Source organism: Sedimentitalea arenosa, assembly GCF_016428585.1.
GTDB classification, from domain to species: Bacteria; Pseudomonadota; Alphaproteobacteria; order Rhodobacterales; family Rhodobacteraceae; genus Sedimentitalea; species Sedimentitalea arenosa.
The window spans coordinates 572151-592669 of the sequence record NZ_JAELVR010000001.1 but is presented as its reverse complement, the minus strand read 5'-3'; the positions used below and the strand labels follow the sequence as shown (position 1 = coordinate 592669).

Below are 20519 nucleotides of genomic sequence, written 5' to 3'. Positions count from 1 at the left end.
TTGCGACGTGTCACACCCGACATGCGTCCCCGTCAACCCCAACCGATCCCGCAAAAAACCAGACAACAACGTCCGACCCTCAACATCACCAACACAATCAATACCATTCACATTCATCTTGACGCTCGGCATGCCGCTCTCCTCTGTTCCTGTTGATCCGGTCTCAGCTCGAAACCATCCGCTTCAGCCAGCCCTTTTTCTTCGGCGCCTCCTCGCCGGCCTCGGCGTCCGGCGCGACGTCGTCTTCTTCTGCCGCGGGGCCTTCGACGACCTCCTTGAACCGGCTAAAGAACTGTTCGGCCATCTTCTTGGCGAACCCGTCGATGATGCGGCTGCCCAGCTGCGCCAGCTTGCCGCCCACCTTGGCGTCGACGTCATACGACAGGAGCGTCCCGGTTTCGCTGTCCGCCAGAGTCACCTTGGCGCCCCCCTTGGCGAAGCCCGCGGCCCCGCCCTTGCCTTCGCCCGTCAGGGTCAGGCTTTCAAGCTCCACGATGTCCGAAATCGTGACCGCGCCCTTGAAGGTCGCCTTCACGGGGCCGACCTTTTGCACCACCGTCGCCTCGAACCCCTCTTCGGCCGAGCCCGACATCTCCTGACATCCGGGCACGCATTCCTTCAGGACCTCCGGGTCCAGAAGGGCCCGCCAGACCACGTCGCGCGGGGCGGCGATTTCCTTGGTATCATTCATGTGCATGGGTTGGTCCTCCGGCTAGATGTCGTGACGTTACGTCCAATCCCCTGTATCGGCAATTGGACCAAGGTGGCGTCAGCGCAGCTCCGGCGGGCGGAAAGTGACGCCGTAATCGGCAAAAATCTTCTCCATGCGACCATCCTCGATCGCTGCATAGATCGCATCATCCACCGCGTAGGCCAGCGGGCGATAGGCAAAGTGAACAGCCACCCCAACCGTCCAGTTGCCAACGGCGAAGCCGGGCAAGGGCGGCAGATGCAAGTCGAGATCGGGCGTCAGCCCGTGTTCGAGTTGCGCGCGCGGTCCCATGGCTGCCTTGGTTTCTCCTGCCGCCAGCGCCGCCATCGCCTCGGCCATCGTGGGATAGCGGGTCAGATTGCCGCTCAACTGGCCACCAGGGAAGGCGGTCAGGTAGAAATCCGCAATCGAATCGTTCTCGACCCCGACGGTGTCGAACCAGAAATAGGCCGGGACCGGCGGATCTTCGGGATAGGCATCACGGCGATAGGCGATGCCGATCTCCTCGACATGATAGCGACCGGTGAACACGACCTGTTCGATGCGGCAGGCGAAATCGCTATCATAGGGAACGTGCATCATCACATTGGCGACCGATCCGCCCACGACCGGGCCCTTCCAGACCCAGTTGCGCAGGTCAGCATCCAGGTTTTCGCCCGCGGCGACCAGGTTGAAGCGCGCCTCCACGCCAAGGTCCGCGGCGATCAGGCGGGCGATGTCGATATCGATTCCGACGGGTTTGCCGTTCACCTCATAGGACCAGGGCGGAAACTCCTCGTAGGCCGCGAAGGTCATGAAGCCGCGCTCGCGGATCGTGTCCAGATCGGTGCCGACGATATCGCGCGATGCATTCTGCGGCTTGGGCTGCGGCACATGGTCTTCGCAGCGCGCGAGCGCCACGGACGCCCCACCCGCCAATAGACCGACGGCCAGAACGACGCTTTGGGTGATCACTCTCACCTTGTCCTCCCCGTTGCCAAGATCGCACGCGTCGCGCGACCCCGAACGTCTCCCCCGGTCAGTGTGCGGCCGAGAGACCGATTGTCAATGCTTCGGCGGCGGCCTTGAAATCCGGCTCGTCGCCCGAAATCAGATTGGCCGCGCGGAAGGCCGGGCTGTCCGCGATGGGCGCGCCCGAAGCGGTCTCGATCTGTTCGGAGATCATCGTCAGCTCATCCAGCAAAGGCCCCGCCTCGCCGCCCGACGCGGCCATCTCGTCCAGGGTATCGCGGATTTCCTTGAGGCGCGGCGTATAGTCGTCGAGCGCACCGTCGTCGGGCCGGGTCTCGATATAGGTCCGGATCGCCCAGGCGGCCTTCTGGCCAAGCAGGTCGCCAAAGGCCGGCATCTTCGTGATTCCGTTCTGGGTATAACCGGTCTGGAAGCGCTCGACATACCACTCATCGCCGTATTCCTCGGCCTCGAGAAAGCGCAGGTCGGGCGCAAGCCCGCCCGAAACACCGCCAAGCCCGTGGCAGCGAGCGCAGTTTTGATTGTATCCGCTGTCACCGATCTCGATCGCGGTCTGCCAAACCTCTGGCCCGGCGTCGCGGTAAGGGTTCTCGGTCAGCCACTCCTCGCCGACGTCGGGCAGCGCGTCGGTGTCCACCGCTTGAGGCGCGACATCGCCATGCGCCTGGGCCAGACCTGCGGCGAGTGTCAGGCCAAGCGCGGCCAGGGGCAATCTCTTCATCATTTCCATCTCCCTCACGTGACGTGTCGCCATACATCTAACGCGCCGATGCTGCAGCGCGGTATTCGACCTTGGTTCTAGACAGGCTTGATCCCGCCCCGTCTTAGACCAAGGTCCAATGGCGGGGGTCGGGGCGCGCGCCCAAAGTGCTGCCGATCGATACGGGAGGAGAGATGATCAAAGCGCTGTTCGCCGGGCTGGGTGCCATGTGTCTGACCGCTACGGCCACATGGGCCGACGTGTCCGTAAACGTCACCTATCTCAAGCATATGCAACCACGTCCGCCGGTTCTGTCGAACCTCGACCCGGTTCCGGAGGACGAGGGCGTGGGGGGCGCCGAACTCGGCCGCGCAGACAACGCGACCACGGGGCAGTTTCTCAACCACGTCTACGACCTTGAAGTCGTGGAAGTGCCCGAGGACGGCGACGTGATCGCAGCGGCGCGCGCAGCACTGGCGGAGTCGCCCTACCTGATCCTCGATGCGGCGACGATCGACATGCAACGTATCGCCGACCTGCCCGAGGCTGCCGGCGCCATTCTGTTCAACGCCGCGTCCAGAGATGTGGCGCTGCGCGACGAGGGGTGCCGGGCGAACCTGCTGCATACGATTCCATCCGACGCGATGCGCGCCGATGCATTGATGCAGTTTGCCGTCTTCAAGCGGTGGGACAAGCTGGCGATGATATCCGGGCCCCACGAGGAAGACCTGGCCTTTGCGGCGGCGCTCAAGAATAGCGCCGTCAAGTTCGGGATCGGAACGGTCGCGGAAAAAACCTGGGCATTCGATGCCGACATGCGCCGCAACGCGGCACAGGAGGTTCCTCTCTTCACGCAGGAGTTCGGCGACTACGCGCTGCTGCTGGTGGCGGACGAGTTGCACGATTTCGGCCGCTATGTCGCCTACAACACATGGGTGCCACGTCCAATCGCTGGCTCGGAAGGGTTGCGGCCCGTGGCCTGGGACCGGGTGGTCGAACAATGGGGCGCGGCCCAGTTGCAGTCACGGTTCATGGACCTGGCCGGGCGCGACATGACCTCTCGCGACTATGCAGCATGGGCCGCGATGCGCACGCTTGGCGAGGCGGTAACGCGCACCAATGCCGGCGACGCCGCGACCCTGCGGGCGTTCATCCTGTCGGATCAGTTCGAGCTGGCCGGCTTCAAGGGGCGCCCGATGTCATACCGCACATGGAACGGGCAGTTGCGCCAGCCGATCCCGCTGGTCAGCGAACGGGCCCTGGTGGCGCAAGCCCCACTCGAGGGCTTCCTGCATGAGCGCAACGAAATGGACACGCTCGGGCTCGACGCGCCCGAAAGCAACTGCGAGGTATTTCAATGAAACTGGCCGCTCTTCCCCTTGCCCTCACCATCGCTTTGCCGGCCTGGGCCGGCGAGATCTGGGTGACGAACGAAAAGGACGACACGATCAGCGTGATCGATGTCGACACGCTGGAAGTCACCCGCACGCTTCCGACAGGTGAGCGCCCGCGCGGCATCATCTTTTCCAAGGACTATTCACGGGTATACATCTGCGCTTCCGACAGCGACACGGTCCAGGTGATGGATCCCGTCAGCGGCGAGATCCTGCACGACCTGCCCTCGGGCGAGGACCCCGAGCAGTTTGCGCTGCACCCCAATGACCGCCATCTTTACATTGCCAACGAGGATGACGCCGTGACCACGGTGGTCGACGTCGAGACGCGCACCGTGCTGGCCCAGATCAATGTCGGAATCGAACCCGAGGGCATGGCAGTCAGTCCGGACGGCAAGGTCGCGATCACCACCTCGGAAACCACCAACATGGCGCATTGGATCGATACCGAGACACGCCAGATCTTTGCCAACACCCTGGTGGACTCGAGGCCCCGGCACGCGGAATTCGCAGCCGAAGGTCGCGAACTCTGGGTCAGTTCGGAGATTGGCGGCACCCTCGCCGTCTTCGACACCGAGACCCAGGCGCAGAAAGCCCGGATCGAATTCGCGGTAAAGGGCGTGCATCCCGACCGGGTGCAGCCGGTGGGGTTCGAGTTCACGGCCGACGAAAAGACGGTCTTCGTGGCGCTCGGCCCGTCCAACCACGTCGCCGTGGTCAACGCCGAAACCTTCGAGGTCGAGGACTACATCCTCGTCGGTCGCCGGGTCTGGCACATGGCGTTCTCACCCGACAAGTCGATGCTGTTCACCACCAACGGCGTGTCGGGCGACGTGACGGTGATCGACGTCGCCAGCCGCGAGGCGATCAAGACGATCAAGGTCGGCCGATTTCCCTGGGGCGCCGCGACGCGCCCCTGACCCCGCCCGCCGCGACAGGTGCAATGAGGCGCCGATCGTGGTAGGAGCCGCGTAGAGGAGTAGTATCACGATGCTGAGAACTGCCTGCCTGACCTGCCTTCTGTTGCCCGCCCTGCCCGTTCTCGCCGAGGACGCGGACGGCACTCTGAACCCGCCCGAACTGGGTATCGCGCGGGTGCTCGACAATGCCGCGAACGGGAAGGTCGACATGATGACCTGCGCCTCCGGCTACTACATGACCAAGAAGGGCGATCATTCCGATGCACGCGCGGTATTCGAAGCGTGTGCCGACGCAGGATACACCGCCGCGATGACTTGGATGGGTCAACTCGACAACAACGGGCTCGGGGCCGAGTACAACCCCGATGCCGCCGCCGATTGGGACCGGCGCGCCGCCGATGCGGGCGATCCTGTCGGACAGTTCAACTTCGGGCTCGACCTGATCCGGGGACATGGCGTTGCGCAGGATACCGCGCGTGGGCGCGCCCTTGTCGATGCGGCGGCGCAAGGCGGGTTGCAGGTGGCGCGCAGACTTCAGGCGGCGGACTATGATCCCGAAGAGGTCACGCCCGACGCCGACTCGTGGAAATACGGCCCCAACTTCTGACAACCGGCATGCAAAGCGGCATTCTACGACTAAAGCACAGGAGAGACAGGCGGATTTCTTGATCCCTGTCAAACGGCGCCATCGTGGCGTCGGTAATCTGCCCCCTATCGAAATACCCGGAGGACATCATGAAACACATCATCCCGGCCCTGTGCCTTGCCATCGGTTGCGCCACCCAGCCTGCGATCGCAGAAACCGCGTTCGAAAAGATCAAGGTGGATGCGGGCGCCCAGCTTTTCGCGGCCGAGTGCCGTCGGTGCCACGCCACCGATGCCGACCACGAAAGCTATGGCCCGCCGCTCGAAAACGTTATCGGACGCGCCGCCGGCAGCTATCCGGACTACGAATATTCGATCGCGCTGGAAGCCTCGGGTATCGTCTGGACTCCTGCGGCACTGCGCGCCTGGATGGAGGACAATGACGGCTTCATGCCCGGCACCAAGATGCGCCATGTCGGCATCGAGGATCGCACCGTGCAGGATTTCATCCTGGCCTATCTCGACAGCATCACCACACGCGACGGAGCCGCCATTTCGGAGTGACGAGACGCGGACCGCGCGCATCGGCGGCATCGGCCGTGCGGCCCCTACGACCTTTGTGCAATTTCGCATGAGGCCGATGCCTTTGATAATACCGGCAGCCGCGCACCCTGTCCTTTGCGGGTGGTCGGGCTGGAGGATTTGGACACCCAAGGGAGGAAACCGATGAACCGGTTTATCATGGCCGTGACAGCAGGCATCATGGCGACAAGCGTCGCCCATGCCGAAGTCACCGAAGACGATCTGAACAACGACCAGAACATCACCACGCAGGTGGTGACCAATGGCATGGGGCGTCATCTGCAGCGTTACAGCCCGCTGGAAATCCTGAACAAGGACAACGTGCAGAACCTCGTGCCGGCCTGGGCCTTCAGCCTGGGCGGCGAAAAGCAGCGCGGTCAGGAAACCCAGCCGCTGGTGTATGACGGAATGATGTACATCACCGGCTCCTACAGCCGCTTGTACGCGATCGACCTGAAAACCGGCATGGAGGTCTGGCAATACGACGCCCGCCTGCCCGAAGGCATCCTGCCCTGCTGCGACGTGGTGAACCGGGGCGCGGCGATCTACGGCGACAAGATCTATTTCGGCACGCTGGACGCGCGCATCGTCGCGCTGGACCTCAAGACCGGGGACGTGGTCTGGCGCGACAAGATCGCCGACTACAAGGCGGGGTACTCCTACACAGCCGCTCCGCTGATCGTGGACGGGCTGATCATCACCGGCAACTCGGGCGGTGAATTCGGCATCGTCGGCGAGGTGCAGGCGCGCGATGCGGAAACCGGCGACCTGGTCTGGACCCGCCCGGTGATCGAGGGCCACATGGGCACGCTGAACGGCGAAGAAAGCACCATGACCGGCACGCTGAACGCGACCTGGCCGGGCGACATGTGGAAGACCGGCGGCGGCGCGACCTGGCTCGGCGGCTCCTATGACGCGGACACCGACACGCTGGTCTTCGGCACCGGCAACCCGGCGCCCTGGAACAGCCACCTGCGCAACGCCGGCACCCCGACCGAAGGCAATGCGGGCGACAACCTCTATGCCGCCAGCCGCCTCGGCATCGACCCCAAGACCGGCGAGATCAAATGGCACTTCCAGACCACCCCGCGCGAGGGCTGGGACTATGACGGCGTCAACGAAGTCGTTGCCTATGAGAATCGCGCCGGTGAGAAACGCTGGGCCACGGCGGACCGCAACGGCTTCTTCTATGTCCTGAACCGCGAGGACGGCGCCTTCGTGCGCGCCGCGCCCTTCGTCAAGGACATCACCTGGGCCAGCGGCATCGACGAGACCGGACGCCCGATCTTCGTCGAGGAGAACCGCCCGGGCGATCCGGCAGAGGCAGCCGACGGCAAGAAGGGCGAAGTCGTGTTCTCGGCCCCCGGCTTCCTCGGCGGCAAGAACTGGATGCCGATGGCCTTCAGCCAGAAGACCGGCAACTTCTACGTGCCCTCCAACGAATGGGGCATGGATATCTGGAATGAGCCGATCACCTACAAGAAAGGGGCGGCCTATCTCGGCTCCGGCTTCACCATCAAGCCGATGTACGAAGACCATATCGGCAGCCTGAAGGCGATGGACCCCGACACCGGCGAGGTGAAGTGGGAATACAAGAACGAAGCCCCACTCTGGGCCGGCGTCATGACGACCGCGGGTGGACTGGTATTCACCGGCACGCCGGAAGGCCGCTTCATCGCGTTTGACGACGAGACCGGCGAAGAGCTGTGGTCGTTCCAGACCGGCTCGGGCATCGTTGGCCAGCCGATCACCTGGGAACAGGACGGCGAGCAGTATGTCTCGGTCATCTCCGGCTGGGGCGGCGCGGTTCCGCTCTGGGGTGGCGAAGTGGCCAAGAAGGTCAACTACCTGAACCAGGGTGGCATGCTCTGGACCTTCAAACTGCCCAAGCAACTCGCGGCGAACTGATCCAGCGATTGCGAGCCCTACGACGACGCGCATCCCCCGGGGTGCGCGTTATTCGTTTCTACGACCTTTCGCCAAGTGCCACGCGCACAAGGGCTTGCTAGTCTTTGACGACATCCAACGGTATTCCGCACATGCTCACGTCACATCGCTCCACCGCTCCCGTCACGTTTCAAACGGCGCTGATCGTCGACGATCACCCGCTGTTCTGTGACGCGCTGTCGATGACGCTGCAGGCGGTGGCAGGCATCCGGGACGTCAGCACCGCGGCCACGCTGCAAGAGGGGCTCGACTGGGTGCGGGACAACGACCCGCCCGATGTCATCGTCCTCGACCTGAACCTGCCCGACGTGAACGGGCTGGACGGGCTGATCCGGCTGCACAACGCTGTGGACGCGCCCATCGTCATCGTCTCGTCCATGGCCGACAACCGGGTCATCAGCTCGGTCATTCACGCCGGCGCCGCGGGCTTCGTGCCCAAGCACAGCCAGCGCGAAGTGTTCCGCACGGCCTTTGACACGCTGCGAGCCGGTCAGACCTTCGTGCCGGCGGGCTACGTCTTGCTGGACGATGGCGACAGCGCCAAGGGTGATGACGCGGTCAGCCGCCTTGCCTCGCTCACCAACCAGCAGGCGCGCATCCTGCAACTGATCTGCGAAGGCAAGCTGAACAAGCAGATCGCCTACGACCTGTCGATCGCGGAAACCACGGTCAAGGCGCATGTCACCGCCATCATGCGCAAGCTCGGCGTGCAGAGCCGTACCCAGGCGGTTCTGATCGCCAAGGAAACCAGCTTCGGAACCGTCTTGTCAGACCGCGCCTGAGCCGCCTAGACTGGCCAGGGGGTAATTCGGGAGGAGACTTGTGATGGACCAGGCCAATGGTCTGTCCGGACCTTTGTCGCGGTTGAGCGGCATCGTTCGCTCAGCCTTCGCGGTTCATGACGCTCCCGATCCCGTCGGCGACCTCGTCGCGGCGCTTGGGCCCGACGATCTCGACGCGGTGCTTCTTTTCGTAACACCTCTGGCCGATGCCGCCGCGATCGCGCAGCGCGCGACCGAACTCTTCGCGCCCGCAACGGTGATCGGTTGCACCACCGCCGGCGAAATCTCGAGCCAGGGCTATGTCGAGGGCGAAATCCTCGCGATCGGACTGCCCCGCAGCCATTTCGTCACTCGCACCGTCGTGGTCGAGAACCTCGACGACTACGCGGCGCAGGATCTGATCGACGAGATGATCCGCAACCGCAACGCGATGGCGTCCGAAAAACCCGATTGGGCCCATGAATTCACCTTCCTGATGATCGACGGCATGTCCGTGAAGGAGGACAGCTTCATCTCGGATCTGTCCGTGGGTCTGGGGCCCGTGCCTCTCTTCGGTGGATCCGCCGGCGACGGCACAGAATTCGGCGCGACCTACGTGCTCTACGAGGGCAAGGCGCACACCCACGCGGCGGTTCTGACCCAGGTGCGCACCCGCTGCCCGATCAAGGTGTTCAAGACCGATCATCTGGTCCCCACCGACCAGCGCATGGTGGTCACCGATGCCGATCCCGTTCGCCGTGTGGTCTATGAGATCAACGCCGAGCCGGCGGCGCGCGAATACGCACGGCTTCTTGGCAAGGACCCAGAACAGCTCACCACCTTCACCTTTGCCGCGCACCCCGTGGTGGTGAAGATCGACGGGCAGCACCATGTGCGCGCCATCCAGCAGTTGAACGAGGACGGCAACCTCAACTTCTTTTCAGCCATCGATATCGGCCTGGTTCTGACGCTGGCCGAACCGGAAGACATGGAAACCCATCTGGAACGCGAAATCGGCAAGCTGTCCCAGACCCGAGAACCCGACGCGATCATCGCCTGCGACTGCGTGCTGCGGCGGCTCGAAGCGCAGGAGAAGCAGAAGATCGGCGCGTTGTCCGGCATCCTGGCGCGCAACCGGGTCATCGGGTTCTCGACCTATGGCGAACAGCTGAACTCGATGCACGTGAACCAGACCTTGACCGGCGTCGCCATCTATCCGCCCGAGGACGACTGACCCGATGCCCAATTCGCTCGTCAATCCGGACGATTCGCTGGAACGTCAGAACGAGAAGCTCAGGATCATCGCATCGGCACTGATGGGGCGAGTCGAGCAGAGCACGGACGCGGCGGGCGCCGCCTACATGCAGTTTCAGCGCGCCGCCGTTCTGGAAGAGGAAGTCCGCGCCCGCACCCGCGATCTCGAACGCGCGCTCGACCTTCTGAACGAGAGCAACGCGCAACTCGCCGCCGCCAACCGCGAAACCGAGGCCGCCCGCTCCAACCTCGCCAACGCGATCGAGACGGTTCAGGAGGGCTTCGCGCTCTTCAGCCCGGACGAACACCTCATCATGTGCAACAGCCGCTTCGGCATGCACATGCCCGACATCCGTGACCGTCTGGTGCCGGGGCTGGCCTTCCAGGACTACGTGAGCCTCGTCAGCCAGAGCCGCCACCTCTCCCTGCCCGACCGCGAAACGCCACGGCAATGGGCCGACCGACGGTTGGCACGGCACAAGGATGCCAGCGTCATCTTCAATGTCCGGATGATCCAGGACCGCTGGGTGCAGGTCGGCGAGCATCGGACGCCCGACGGCGGAACCGTGATCCTGCAGACTGACGTGACCGACATCATGCGGCTGGAACGGCAGGAGCGCGAGCGCATCCTCGACGACCAGGCACTGCTTATCCGCGCGACGCTCGAACACCTGAAACAAGGGGTCTGCATCTTCGACCGCATGGGCCGGCTGGTCGGTTGGAACCAGCGTGTCGGCGAATTGCTGTCGATCCCGGTCGGACGGTTCAACATCGGCAGCAGCTTTCACACGATCTTCGATCGCTTTCGCAACGAGTTCGAGTTCGTCGGCGACACGACCGCCGAGACCATCGAGGATTGGGCCAGCGGCATGGACCGCAGCGGTGCGCTCTCCTTCGAGATCGAGCATCTATCCAAGCGCACCCTCGCCGTTTTCATGCAGGAGATGCCCGACAACGGCTTCGTCATCAGCTTCACCGACATCTCGGCCGAACGGGCCGCGATCCGGGCGATCTCCGAGGCGAACGAAACGCTGGAACGCCGGGTCATGGAACGCACGCTCGATCTCGAGGATGCATTGGCCGAGGCGGAGCGCGCCAACGCCTCAAAGTCGCGTTTCGTCGCCGCCGCGAGCCACGACCTTTTGCAGCCGCTCTCGGCCGCCAAGCTCTATGTCGCCTCTCTCGAAGGCGATGGGCTGGCCAAGCAGCCGCGCGAGATCATCTCGAAAGCGGCCAACGCGCTGCAAAGCGTCGAGAATATCCTGACGGCGTTGCTCGACATCTCAAAGCTGGATTCAGGCCGCGCCAACGTGCATGTCTCGACCGTCTCGGTCGACCTGCTGCTGTCGCAGCTTCGGGACGAGCTCGGCCCCACCGCCCGCGCCAAGGGGCTCGACCTGCGCGTGCTGCGCACCGGCGTCGATGTGCTCAGCGACGCGACCTATCTCCGGCGGATCCTCCAGAACCTGTTGAGCAATGCGATCCGCTATACCGACAATGGCCGGGTGCTGGTCGGGGCGCGCCGGCTGAAATCCGCGGTGCGGATCGAGGTCTGGGATACCGGCCCTGGGATCCCCGAGCCCGAACAGGAGCAGATCTTCGGCGAATTCCAGCGCCTGAACGCGACCGCCAGCGCCGCCGACGGCATGGGGCTCGGCCTCGCCATCGTCGAACGCGCCTGTGCCCTTCTCAAACACCCGCTTCACCTGCGGTCCGAGGTCGGTCGCGGCACGGTGTTCTCCGTCACAGTCCCATTGGCCACGCGCGACTCCGGCAACGCGCCGAGCCGCGACACCGTCCGGCGCGGTCCGCAGAACCGGCTGCTCCACAAGATCGTCATGCTGATCGAGAACGATGACGAGTTGCGCAACGCCCTGACCCTGACGATGGAGCAATGGGGCGTCGACGTGCTGCCCTGCACCGACCAGGAAGAGGCCGAACGTCTGATCGACGATATCGACGTGGTGCCCGACGCGATCATCGCCGACCACCAGCTTGCCGACGGCAAGCTGGGTGTGAACGCCATCGCGGCCCTCGCCGCCATCCATGGCGACATCCCCGCCTGCGTGATCTCGGCCGACCGCAGCGCCCAGCTCGTCCAGCTCTGCGCCGGGCTCGGCCTGCCGCTGATCCACAAGCCGATCGAGCCGGACGCCCTGCGCGGGTTCCTGTCGACCGCCACAGGCTGAGCCGGCGCTAGCCCGCGAGGCTGGGCAGGAACAGCACGATCCCGGGGAAGGCAACCAGCATCGCGATGGTCAGACCATCGGCCACGAAGAAGGGCATCACCCCCTTGAACACGTCCTGCACGCTCAGGTCATCGCGCACACCGGCCACCACGAAACAGTTCAACCCGATGGGCGGGGTGATCAGGCAGAATTCGGCCATCTTCACGACAAGGATACCGAACCAGATCGCGCACATCGTGCCCGACATGCCGAACGCACTGTCCGCCGCCGCGACGGTCTCGCCCCCGTTCAGCGCCATGACCGCCGGATAGACCACCGGCAGGGTCAACAGCAGCATCCCGATCGCGTCCATGAACATGCCCAGCACCGCATAGGCCAGGAGGATGCAGACCAGGATCAGCATCGGCGACATTTCAAGCGAGGTGATCCAGTCGGCGAAGGCCGCGGGCAACTCTGCGAAGCCGAGGAAGCGGACGTAGATCAGAACGCCCCAGATGATCGTGAAGATCATCACCGTCAGCTTGGCGGTTTCCAGCAGCGCCGATTTCAGTTCGGACCAGCGCATGCCGCGATAGAGCGCCATCAGGAAGACGATGAACGCGCCCACGGCGCCGCCTTCCGTCGGTGTGCCCCAAGCCTCGCCGAAGGGGTTGTAGACGAAGAAGATGATGATGACGACCACCGCCACGATGGGCAGTGCCGGCGGCAGCGAAGCGAAGCGTTCGCGCCATGTGAACCCGCCGACCGGCGGACCGACGGACTTGAAGATGACCGCGATGCCGATGATGAGCAGCGCATAGACGATGGCCGAGAACAGGCCCGGAATGAACCCGGCGAGCAGCAGTTTGCCCACGTCCTGCTCGACGATGATCGCGTAGATCACGAGGATCGCCGAGGGCGGGATCAGCGAGGCCAGCGTGCCCCCCGCCGCCACGACTCCGGCCGCGAACTGCTTGTTGTAGCCGATCTTCAGCATCTCGGGGATCGCGATGCGGGCAAAGACCGCGGCCGTCGCGACCGAGGCACCCGACACCGCGGCAAACCCGGCGGTCGCGAAGACCGTCGACACCGCCAGCCCGCCCGGCACCCAGGCGATCCAGCGTTTGGCGGCCTCGAACAGCGCGGTCGTCAGGCGCGCGTAATAGGCCATGTAGCCGATCATGATGAAGACGGGGATCAGGCTCAGCACCTGGGCCGACACCTTGGAATGGGGCACCTGACCCGCCGTCTTGATCCCGACCGTCAACGCCCACCCCAGGTGCTCGGCGTCGAAATCGCGCTTCGCCCAGAAGATCAGCACCAGCCCGACCAGACCGGCCAGACCGGCGGCAAAGGCCACCCGCATCCCCGCAAGCACCATGACCAGCAGCCCGGCGCTGACCCACAATCCGATTTCAATGGGTTCCATCAGTCATGCCCCGCGAGACTGTCTGCTTCAAGCCGCGCCTGTTCCGCCACCGTGAGGTTCAGCGGCACCGCGACGGGATTTTCGAGCCCCAGGATCAGCGCCCGTCCATAGCCCACGGCCTGCAGGATCAGGCGCAGCACCAGCACCGCGAAGGCGAAGGGCACGACGAGCTTCGAGGGCCAGGTCGGAAGCCCGATGTCGATCGAGCTGTCCCGGCTGCACAACGGACGCGCGCAGTCAAAGGAGCGGTCGAAATGCTCCCAGGCGCCCCAGGTCAACGCGACGATCAGCACGAGGATCAGAAGGACCGAGACCAGCTCGAAGAACCACAGGACCCTGCCCTTGAGCTGGCCGACCAGCATGTCCATCCGGATATGGGTGCCGTCGCGCTGGACATAGGAAATCCCCATGATGGCGATGATCGGCATCGCCGCCTCGATATAGTCCACATAGCCCAGCAGCGGCGCGCCGAAGAACTTGCGCCCGGTGACAGAATAGGCCGCGAGAAACATCAGCGAGAAGATCGCCAACCCGCTCAGCAGCGCGCAAAACCGTTCGATGGGCAAGAGCGCCCTGTCCAATCGACTGAGCAGGCTGGAGTCTTCCAGCACCGCGGCAGATCCCGCCATGTTCACGTCCCCCCGTCATGCGAGGGCCGCGCGTGTGCGCGGCCTCTCCGGTTTCTACTGTCGTGGCTCTGACGGCCTGATCAGTTGGTCGCCTTGGCTTCGGCCAGCGTCTTCTCGAGCAGATCGTAGAGCTCCTGCCCCGGCAGGCCCTGCGCCTCGATATCGGCGATCCAGGCGGCGCGGATCGGGTCCGCCGCCTTGGCGCGGAAGGCTGCCAGTTCCTCGTCGCTGATCTCGACCTTGGTCACGCCCTTCTCGGCCAGCACGTCATCCCAGCGTTTCAGCAGCTCGGCGTAGTTGGTCAGGTAATGCTCGATCGCTTCGTCCACCGAGCTGTCCAGCGCCTCGCGATGGGCGTCGGGCAGCGCCTCGTAGGCGTCGATGTTGACGACGACCGGGCAGTTGACCGTGCCGGGATTGAGGTTGGCCGTCCACCAGTCCGCTTGGTTGATCGTGCCGAAGGACAGGTGCGCATGCTGGGCGAAGGCGACCGTGTCGACCACGCCGGATTCCATCGCCTGGTAGGCTTCGGTCGCCGTCACCGAGGTCGGCACAGCGCCCACGGCGGTGAAGGCCTCGCCCAGGCCGCCGGTGGCGCGCACCCGCATGCCTTCGAACTCGGCCAGCTCGTCGCGCGGCTCGCCGGTGCCGACGATGTTGTATTGCGGCATCGGGCTGGTCATCAGCAGCTTGGCGTTCCACTGCGCCATCTCGTCCTGCACCGCCGGATGGTCATAGATCGCGTGGCTGACGGCGACTTCCTCGCGCAGGTTCGACACGCCCAGGAAGGGCAGTTCCAGCACGGTGATCAGGCGGTTCTTGTCCGGATGGTAGCCGGCGCAGAACTGCGCCATCTCGAAGGCACCGATGGAAATACCGTCGAGGTTCTCCCGGTTCTTGGACAGCCCGCCATAGCTGACGTTCATGGTGAATTCGCCGTCGGTCTTCTCGCTCACAAGTTCGGCCAGCTTCTCGACATGTTCGGTGAAGGCACGACGCTTGCCCCAGACCGACACGTTCCATTCGGTTGCTGAGGCTTCGGCGACAAATGCCAAGGAAACGGTGGCCGCGACGGCCCCGGTCAACATCTTGTTCATGAGGTACTCTCCCTTGTTGCGGTTCATCTGGCGAACCGCTTGGCGGAAAAGCTAACGCGCAGCCGCCGGGATGCCAAGCCCCGATGGGACGGCGACTCAGGCGCGCCCACCAGACCGCTTTCGAGCACGGTTTTCGGCCGTCCCACCCAAGGCGAAACAAAATGTCACACCAGCTTGAGCCATCATGTGACGCCACGGCACAAATGGCATGCGCCACATGACACGCTCCGCAGCCATCATGTTAACAGGCAATGCCTTACAGTCGAACAAAAAATCGTGAGCATCGGCGCCAAATTTACAGTTTTCGTTAACGCTTCGAAAAACATTTACAAGCAAATCGTTTCTTTACGGTAAGTTATTCCATTATTTTCAAGTCCGTCTATTATCCACCGCGAGGAGCGCCGGGGGGCAGTTTCCCCGTTGCGGGCTTGACCAGAGCCCAGACCACACAGTCAGAGGGAGGAGCTTTCGATGAGCACCACTGCACCAGCGGATCAGACAACAGCCAAAGTCTATCCCCCGTCGCCCGAGATGGCGGCCAGCGCCCATATCGATGCCGCCAAGTATGAAGAGATGTATGCCGCGTCGATCGCGGACCCCGAAGCGTTCTGGGGCGAGCACGGCAAGCGGATCGACTGGATCAAGCCCTACACGATCGTCAAGAACACCAACTTCGAGCCGGGCAACGTGTCCATCAAATGGTTCGAAGACGGCACCATGAACGTGTCGGCCAACTGCATCGACCGCCACCTCGCCACCCGTGGCGACCAGACCGCGATCATCTTCGAGCCCGACAACCCCGAGGAAGACGCCCAGCACATCACCTACAAGCAGTTGCATGTCGCCGTCTGCAAGATGGCCAACATCCTCGAGGACCTGGGGGTGCGCCGGGGCGACCGGGTCGTGCTCTACCTGCCGATGGTTCCCGAAGCCGCCTATGCGATGCTGGCCTGCGCCCGCATCGGCGCGATCCACTCGATCGTCTTCGCCGGGTTCTCGCCCGACGCCCTCTCGGCGCGGATCAACGGTTCGGATGCGAAAGTCGTCATCACCGCCGATTACGCCCCGCGCGGCGGACGGCAGACTCCGCTCAAGTCCAACGCCGATGCCGCCCTGCTGCACTGCAAGGACACCGTGAAATGCCTCGTGGTCAAGCGCACCGGCGGTCAGACCACCTGGGTCGAGGGCCGCGACTTCGACTACAACGAACTGGCGCTGGAGGCCGACGAGTATTCCAAGCCCGTCGAGATGAACGCCGAGGATCCTCTTTTCATCCTCTATACATCGGGCTCCACCGGCCAGCCCAAGGGCGTGGTGCACTGCTCGGGCGGCTACCTCGTCTTCGCCTCGATGACTCATGAATACGTCTTCGACTACAAGGACGGCGACATCTTCTGGTGCACGGCCGATGTGGGTTGGGTCACCGGCCACAGCTACATCGTCTATGGCCCGCTCGCCAACGGCGCCACCACGGTGATGTTCGAAGGCGTGCCGACCTATCCCGACGCCAGCCGCTTCTGGCAGGTCTGCGAAAAGCACAAGGTGAACCAATTCTACACCGCCCCGACCGCGCTGCGCGCGCTCATGGGCCAGGGCAACGAGTTCGTCGAGAAATGCGACCTGTCCTCCCTGCGCATTCTCGGCACGGTCGGCGAGCCGATCAACCCCGAGGCATGGAACTGGTACAACGACGTGATCGGCAAGGGCAAATGCCCCATCGTCGACACCTGGTGGCAGACCGAGACCGGCGGTCACCTGCTGACCCCCCTGCCCGGCGCCCATGCGCTCAAGCCCGGCTCGGCGATGAAACCGTTCTTCGGCGTGCAGACCGTGGTGCTGGACCCGCACACGGGCGAGGAAATCCACGACTATCCCTGCGAGGGCGTGCTCTGCCTCAAGGACAGCTGGCCCAGCCAGATGCGCACCGTCTGGGGCGATCACGAGCGGTTCGAGAAGACCTATTTCAGCGACTACAAGGGCTACTATTTCGCCGGCGACGGCTGCAAGCGGGACGCGGACGGCGATTACTGGATCACCGGCCGCGTGGATGACGTGATCAACGTCTCGGGCCACCGCATGGGCACCGCCGAGGTGGAAAGCGCACTGGTCGCACATGCCAGCGTGGCCGAGGCCGCCGTGGTCGGATACCCGCATGACATCAAGGGCCAGGGCATCTATTGCTACGTCACGCTGATGAACGGGGTCGAACCCTCCGATGACCTGCGCAAGGAACTGCGCACCTGGGTGCGCACCGAGATCGGCCCGATCGCATCTCCCGACGTGATCCAGTGGGCTCCCGGCCTGCCCAAGACCCGGTCCGGCAAGATCATGCGCCGCATCCTGCGCAAGATCGCCGAGAACGACTATGGCAGCCTCGGCGACACCTCGACCCTGGCCGATCCCTCGGTCGTGGACGACCTGATCGCCAACCGGGCGGGGTGACGGAACGATGACGACGGAGACCCTGACCCATCCCGCCGTACTGATCCTGCTGGGCCCTCCGGGGGCCGGCAAGGGCACCCAGGCACGCATGCTGGAAGAGACATTCGGCCTCGTGCAGCTGTCGACCGGTGATCTGCTGCGCGCCGCCGTCGCGGCGGGCACCGACGCCGGCAAGGCCGCCAAGGCGGTGATGGAGGCCGGAGAACTGGTCAGCGACGACATCGTCATCGCCATCCTGCGCGACCGTCTGGCAGAACCCGATTGTGCAAAAGGTGTGATTCTGGACGGTTTTCCGCGCACCACCGTGCAGGCCGAAGCGCTGGATGCGCTGCTGGCGGAAAACGGTCAGTCGATCAACGCGGCGATCAGCCTCGAGGTCGACGACGCAGCAATGGTCACGCGCATCTCGGGCCGCTTCACCTGCGGCACCTGCGGCGAGGGCTATCACGACACGTTCAAGGCGCCCGCGGTCGCAGGGACCTGCGACAAGTGTGGCGGCACCGACATGAAGCGGCGGGCCGACGACAATGCGGAAACCGTGAGCAGCCGCCTCGTGGCCTATCACGCGCAGACCGCGCCGCTGATTGCCTACTACAAGAAAAAGGGTGTTCTGAAGTCCATCGACGCGATGGGCGAAATCGACGCGATTGCAGGGGAACTGGCTGCCGTCGTGAAGCGGGCCACGGCCTGACGCCCTCACAAGACCCGGGTTCCGCCCTGCCCCGCGGCACCCATCATTTTCGGAGGAAGAAGGAGGACCCGCCATGGCGGACCAATCTACTCGTGCAGGTGGCATCAGCCAGTCCGACAAGGACTACTGGGCGGCCAACGTGCGCATGATCATCATCAGCCTCGTCATCTGGGCGCTGGTATCTTTCGGGTTCGGCATCCTGCTGCGCCCGCTGCTGTCCGGCATCAGCGTCGGCGGAACGGATCTCGGCTTCTGGTTCGCCCAGCAAGGCTCGATTCTCGCGTTCCTGCTGCTGATCTTCAACTACGCCTGGCGCATGAACAAACTCGACGCGCAATTCGGCGTCGAAGAATAAGGGCTGAGAGACACAATGGATCAGTTTACCATCAACCTGCTGTTTGTCGGAGCAAGCTTCGCGCTCTACATCGGCATCGCGGTCTGGGCCCGTGCGGGCTCCACATCGGAATTCTATGCCGCCGGCCGCGGCGTTCATCCTGTCACCAACGGCATGGCCACGGCGGCAGACTGGATGTCCGCGGCCTCGTTCATCTCGATGGCGGGCCTGATCGCCTTCGTCGGCTATGACAACTCGACCTACCTGATGGGGTGGACCGGCGGTTACGTGCTGCTGGCGCTGCTGCTTGCGCCCTACCTGCGCAAGTTCGGCAAGTTCACCGTGTCCGAATTCATCGGCGACCGTTTCTATTCGCCGACCGCCCGCCTGGTGGCGGTGATCTGCCTCATCGTGGCCTCGACCACGTATGTGATCGGGCAGATGACCGGTGTCGGCGTGGCCTTCGGCCGCTTCCTCGAAGTGTCCAACACCGCCGGCCTGCTGATCGGCGCCTGCGTCGTCTTCGCCTACGCCGTGTTCGGCGGCATGAAGGGCGTCACCTACACGCAGGTCGCGCAGTACTGCGTTCTGATCATGGCCTACACGATCCCGGCCGTGTTCATCTCGCTGCAGCTGACGGGCAACCCGATCCCGGCCCTGGGTCTGTTCGGCGAGCACGTCGCCTCGGGCGAGCCGCTCCTGGCCAAGCTCGACGCGATCGTCTCCGAACTGGGCTTCGCCGAGTACACCGCCCACCACAGCGACACGCTCAACATGACGCTGTTCACCCTGTCGCTGATGATCGGCACCGCCGGTCTGCCGCACGTCATCATGCGCTTCTTCACCGTGCCGCGCGTGGCCGACGCCCGCTGGTCCGCCGGCTGGACGCTGGTCTTCATCGCCCTGCTCTATCTGACGGCTCCCGCCGTGGGTGCGATGGCACGCCTGAACATCACCGACATGTTCTGGCCAAACGGCACCGATGCCGAAGCGGTTTCCGTCGAGCAGATCGAAACCGATCCGCGCTATGACTGGATGGCCACGTGGCAGAAGACCGGCCTGCTGGGCTGGGAAGACAAGAACGGCGACGGCAAGATCCAGTACTACAACGACGCCAACGCGGACATGCAGGCGAAGGCTGCGGAAAAGGGCTGGGCCGGCAACGAGCTGACCAACTTCAACCGCGACATCCTGGTTCTGGCCAACCCCGAAATCGCCAACCTGCCCGGCTGGGTCATCGGTCTGGTGGCTGCGGGCGGCCTGGCGGCGGCGCTCTCCACCGCGGCGGGTCTGCTGCTGGCGATCTCGTCGGCCGTGTCGCATGACCTGATCAAGGGCCGGTTCGCTCCGAACATCTCGGAAAAGGGCGAACTGATGTCGGCGCGGGTCGCAATGGCAATCGCCATCGTCGTGGCGACCTACCTGGGTCTCAACCCCCCGGGCTTCGCGGCACAGACCGTGGCCCTGGCCTTCGGCCTGGCGGCGGCCTCGATCTTCCCGGCTCTGATGATGGGCATCTTCTCCAAGAAGGTGAACAACAGCGGTGCCGTGGCGGGCATGCTCGCCGGCCTGATCGTGACGCTGCTCTACATCTTCCTGCACAAGGGATGGTTCTTCATCCCCGACACCAACAGCTTCACGGATGCCGATCCGCTGCTTGGCACGATCCAGTCGACCTCCTTCGGGGCCGTCGGTGCGGCGATCAACTTCGCTGTCGCCTACATCGTGTCCGGCATGACCAAGCCGGTTCCGGAAGAGATCGTCGAGCTGGTCGAAAGCGTCCGCGTGCCGCGCGGCGCAGGTGCCGCGCTCGATCACTAAACTCCCCGGTGCGGGCGGCCTCTCTCCGAGGTCGCCCGTTCCCCCTGGCCTCGCCCGGACAGATCCCGGCCGGGGCCCTCT

Annotated in this window: 18 protein-coding genes and 1 pseudogene; 12 read left to right on the top strand and 7 right to left on the bottom strand. The window is 64.2% G+C overall.

Annotated features, from left to right (window positions below; genetic code table 11):
* From JF290_RS19425 to pedF, 4 genes and pseudogenes are all read right to left on the bottom strand, one after another.
* A pseudogene (locus tag JF290_RS19425) lies at nucleotides 1-132 on the bottom strand ((2Fe-2S)-binding protein); the annotation flags it as partial.
* A 31-nt stretch (nucleotides 133-163) separates the two neighbouring features.
* Nucleotides 164-697 (bottom strand): SRPBCC family protein, encoded by a 534-nt coding sequence (locus tag JF290_RS02810; RefSeq protein ID WP_199023205.1) that lies wholly within the window; start codon nucleotides 695-697, stop codon nucleotides 164-166.
* A 72-nt stretch (nucleotides 698-769) separates the two neighbouring features.
* Nucleotides 770-1666, bottom strand: a complete 897-nt coding sequence (locus JF290_RS02805; protein ID WP_425503908.1) for a substrate-binding periplasmic protein — start codon at nucleotides 1664-1666, stop codon at nucleotides 770-772.
* 64 nt (nucleotides 1667-1730) lie between these two features.
* Complete coding sequence (gene pedF / locus JF290_RS02800; RefSeq protein ID WP_199023204.1) at nucleotides 1731-2405, bottom strand: cytochrome c-550 PedF; 675 nt, start codon at nucleotides 2403-2405, stop codon at nucleotides 1731-1733.
* Between the two features lie 173 nt (nucleotides 2406-2578).
* Here pedF and JF290_RS02795 point away from each other — a divergent pair, with 173 nt between their 5' ends.
* The 8 genes from JF290_RS02795 to JF290_RS02760 all read left to right on the top strand — a co-directional run bounded on the left by JF290_RS02795 (nucleotide 2579) and on the right by JF290_RS02760 (nucleotide 12016).
* On the top strand, nucleotides 2579-3745 hold the full coding sequence (locus JF290_RS02795) for an ABC transporter substrate-binding protein (protein ID WP_199023203.1): 1167 nt from the start codon (nucleotides 2579-2581) through the stop codon (nucleotides 3743-3745).
* Complete coding sequence (locus tag JF290_RS02790; RefSeq protein ID WP_199023202.1) at nucleotides 3742-4698, top strand: YVTN family beta-propeller repeat protein; 957 nt, start codon at nucleotides 3742-3744, stop codon at nucleotides 4696-4698. Before JF290_RS02795 ends, JF290_RS02790 begins: the two co-directional genes overlap by 4 nt.
* A 70-nt stretch (nucleotides 4699-4768) precedes the next feature.
* Complete coding sequence (locus JF290_RS02785; protein ID WP_199023201.1) at nucleotides 4769-5305, top strand: SEL1-like repeat protein; 537 nt, start codon at nucleotides 4769-4771, stop codon at nucleotides 5303-5305.
* A gap of 128 nt (nucleotides 5306-5433) precedes the next feature.
* A complete protein-coding gene (locus JF290_RS02780) occupies nucleotides 5434-5847 on the top strand; it encodes a c-type cytochrome (protein WP_199023200.1) in 414 nt (137 codons plus the stop codon).
* 162 nt (nucleotides 5848-6009) lie between these two features.
* Nucleotides 6010-7773 carry a PQQ-dependent methanol/ethanol family dehydrogenase gene (locus JF290_RS02775; protein ID WP_199023199.1) on the top strand — a complete coding sequence of 588 codons (1764 nt, stop codon included), beginning with the start codon at nucleotides 6010-6012 and terminating at the stop codon, nucleotides 7771-7773.
* Nucleotides 7774-7904: 131 nt separating this feature from the next.
* On the top strand, nucleotides 7905-8594 hold the full coding sequence (locus JF290_RS02770; RefSeq protein WP_199023198.1) for a response regulator: 690 nt from the start codon (nucleotides 7905-7907) through the stop codon (nucleotides 8592-8594).
* A gap of 43 nt (nucleotides 8595-8637) precedes the next feature.
* Nucleotides 8638-9807 (top strand): FIST N-terminal domain-containing protein, encoded by a 1170-nt coding sequence (locus tag JF290_RS02765; RefSeq protein ID WP_199023197.1) that lies wholly within the window; start codon nucleotides 8638-8640, stop codon nucleotides 9805-9807.
* A gap of 4 nt (nucleotides 9808-9811) precedes the next feature.
* Nucleotides 9812-12016: a hybrid sensor histidine kinase/response regulator gene (locus JF290_RS02760; RefSeq protein ID WP_199023196.1), complete on the top strand. Its 2205-nt coding sequence runs from the start codon at nucleotides 9812-9814 to the stop codon at nucleotides 12014-12016.
* A gap of 7 nt (nucleotides 12017-12023) precedes the next feature.
* On the opposite strand, the gene JF290_RS02755 is transcribed toward JF290_RS02760, so the two are convergent.
* The 3 genes from JF290_RS02755 to JF290_RS02745 form a co-directional block, all read right to left on the bottom strand.
* Nucleotides 12024-13424, bottom strand: a complete 1401-nt coding sequence (locus tag JF290_RS02755; RefSeq protein WP_199023195.1) for a TRAP transporter large permease — start codon at nucleotides 13422-13424, stop codon at nucleotides 12024-12026.
* Complete coding sequence (locus JF290_RS02750) at nucleotides 13424-14053, bottom strand: TRAP transporter small permease subunit (RefSeq protein ID WP_199023194.1); 630 nt, start codon at nucleotides 14051-14053, stop codon at nucleotides 13424-13426. Before JF290_RS02750 ends, JF290_RS02755 begins: the two co-directional genes overlap by 1 nt.
* 80 nt (nucleotides 14054-14133) lie before the next feature.
* Complete coding sequence (locus JF290_RS02745) at nucleotides 14134-15150, bottom strand: C4-dicarboxylate TRAP transporter substrate-binding protein (protein ID WP_199023193.1); 1017 nt, start codon at nucleotides 15148-15150, stop codon at nucleotides 14134-14136.
* Between the two features lie 471 nt (nucleotides 15151-15621).
* Between JF290_RS02745 and acs the strand changes: the two genes are divergently transcribed.
* The 4 genes from acs (at nucleotide 15622) to JF290_RS02725 (ending at nucleotide 20438) form a co-directional block, all read left to right on the top strand.
* Nucleotides 15622-17592 carry an acetate--CoA ligase gene (gene acs, locus JF290_RS02740; protein ID WP_199023192.1) on the top strand — a complete coding sequence of 657 codons (1971 nt, stop codon included), beginning with the start codon at nucleotides 15622-15624 and terminating at the stop codon, nucleotides 17590-17592.
* 7 nt (nucleotides 17593-17599) lie between these two features.
* Nucleotides 17600-18283 carry an adenylate kinase gene (locus JF290_RS02735; protein ID WP_199023191.1) on the top strand — a complete coding sequence of 228 codons (684 nt, stop codon included), beginning with the start codon at nucleotides 17600-17602 and terminating at the stop codon, nucleotides 18281-18283.
* Nucleotides 18284-18356: 73 nt separating this feature from the next.
* Nucleotides 18357-18638, top strand: a complete 282-nt coding sequence (locus tag JF290_RS02730; RefSeq protein WP_199023190.1) for a DUF4212 domain-containing protein — start codon at nucleotides 18357-18359, stop codon at nucleotides 18636-18638.
* Nucleotides 18639-18653: 15 nt separating this feature from the next.
* Nucleotides 18654-20438: a sodium:solute symporter family protein gene (locus JF290_RS02725; protein ID WP_199023189.1), complete on the top strand. Its 1785-nt coding sequence runs from the start codon at nucleotides 18654-18656 to the stop codon at nucleotides 20436-20438.
* The last annotated feature ends 81 nt before the right edge of the window (nucleotides 20439-20519 follow it).

Coding starts and splice junctions, on each gene's coding strand:
- JF290_RS02810 (WP_199023205.1), bottom strand. CDS start 697: ATGCACATGAATGATACCAAGGAAATCGCCGCCCCGCGCGACGTGGTC.
- JF290_RS02765 (WP_199023197.1), top strand. CDS start 8,638: ATGGACCAGGCCAATGGTCTGTCCGGACCTTTGTCGCGGTTGAGCGGC.
- JF290_RS02790 (WP_199023202.1), top strand. CDS start 3,742: ATGAAACTGGCCGCTCTTCCCCTTGCCCTCACCATCGCTTTGCCGGCC.
- JF290_RS02745 (WP_199023193.1), bottom strand. CDS start 15,150: ATGAACAAGATGTTGACCGGGGCCGTCGCGGCCACCGTTTCCTTGGCA.
- JF290_RS02760 (WP_199023196.1), top strand. CDS start 9,812: ATGCCCAATTCGCTCGTCAATCCGGACGATTCGCTGGAACGTCAGAAC.
- JF290_RS02785 (WP_199023201.1), top strand. CDS start 4,769: ATGCTGAGAACTGCCTGCCTGACCTGCCTTCTGTTGCCCGCCCTGCCC.
- JF290_RS02770 (WP_199023198.1), top strand. CDS start 7,905: ATGCTCACGTCACATCGCTCCACCGCTCCCGTCACGTTTCAAACGGCG.
- JF290_RS02795 (WP_199023203.1), top strand. CDS start 2,579: ATGATCAAAGCGCTGTTCGCCGGGCTGGGTGCCATGTGTCTGACCGCT.
- JF290_RS02750 (WP_199023194.1), bottom strand. CDS start 14,053: ATGGCGGGATCTGCCGCGGTGCTGGAAGACTCCAGCCTGCTCAGTCGA.
- pedF (WP_199023204.1), bottom strand. CDS start 2,405: ATGAAGAGATTGCCCCTGGCCGCGCTTGGCCTGACACTCGCCGCAGGT.
- JF290_RS02755 (WP_199023195.1), bottom strand. CDS start 13,424: ATGGAACCCATTGAAATCGGATTGTGGGTCAGCGCCGGGCTGCTGGTC.
- JF290_RS02780 (WP_199023200.1), top strand. CDS start 5,434: ATGAAACACATCATCCCGGCCCTGTGCCTTGCCATCGGTTGCGCCACC.
- JF290_RS02725 (WP_199023189.1), top strand. CDS start 18,654: ATGGATCAGTTTACCATCAACCTGCTGTTTGTCGGAGCAAGCTTCGCG.
- JF290_RS02730 (WP_199023190.1), top strand. CDS start 18,357: ATGGCGGACCAATCTACTCGTGCAGGTGGCATCAGCCAGTCCGACAAG.
- JF290_RS02735 (WP_199023191.1), top strand. CDS start 17,600: ATGACGACGGAGACCCTGACCCATCCCGCCGTACTGATCCTGCTGGGC.
- JF290_RS02775 (WP_199023199.1), top strand. CDS start 6,010: ATGAACCGGTTTATCATGGCCGTGACAGCAGGCATCATGGCGACAAGC.
- acs (WP_199023192.1), top strand. CDS start 15,622: ATGAGCACCACTGCACCAGCGGATCAGACAACAGCCAAAGTCTATCCC.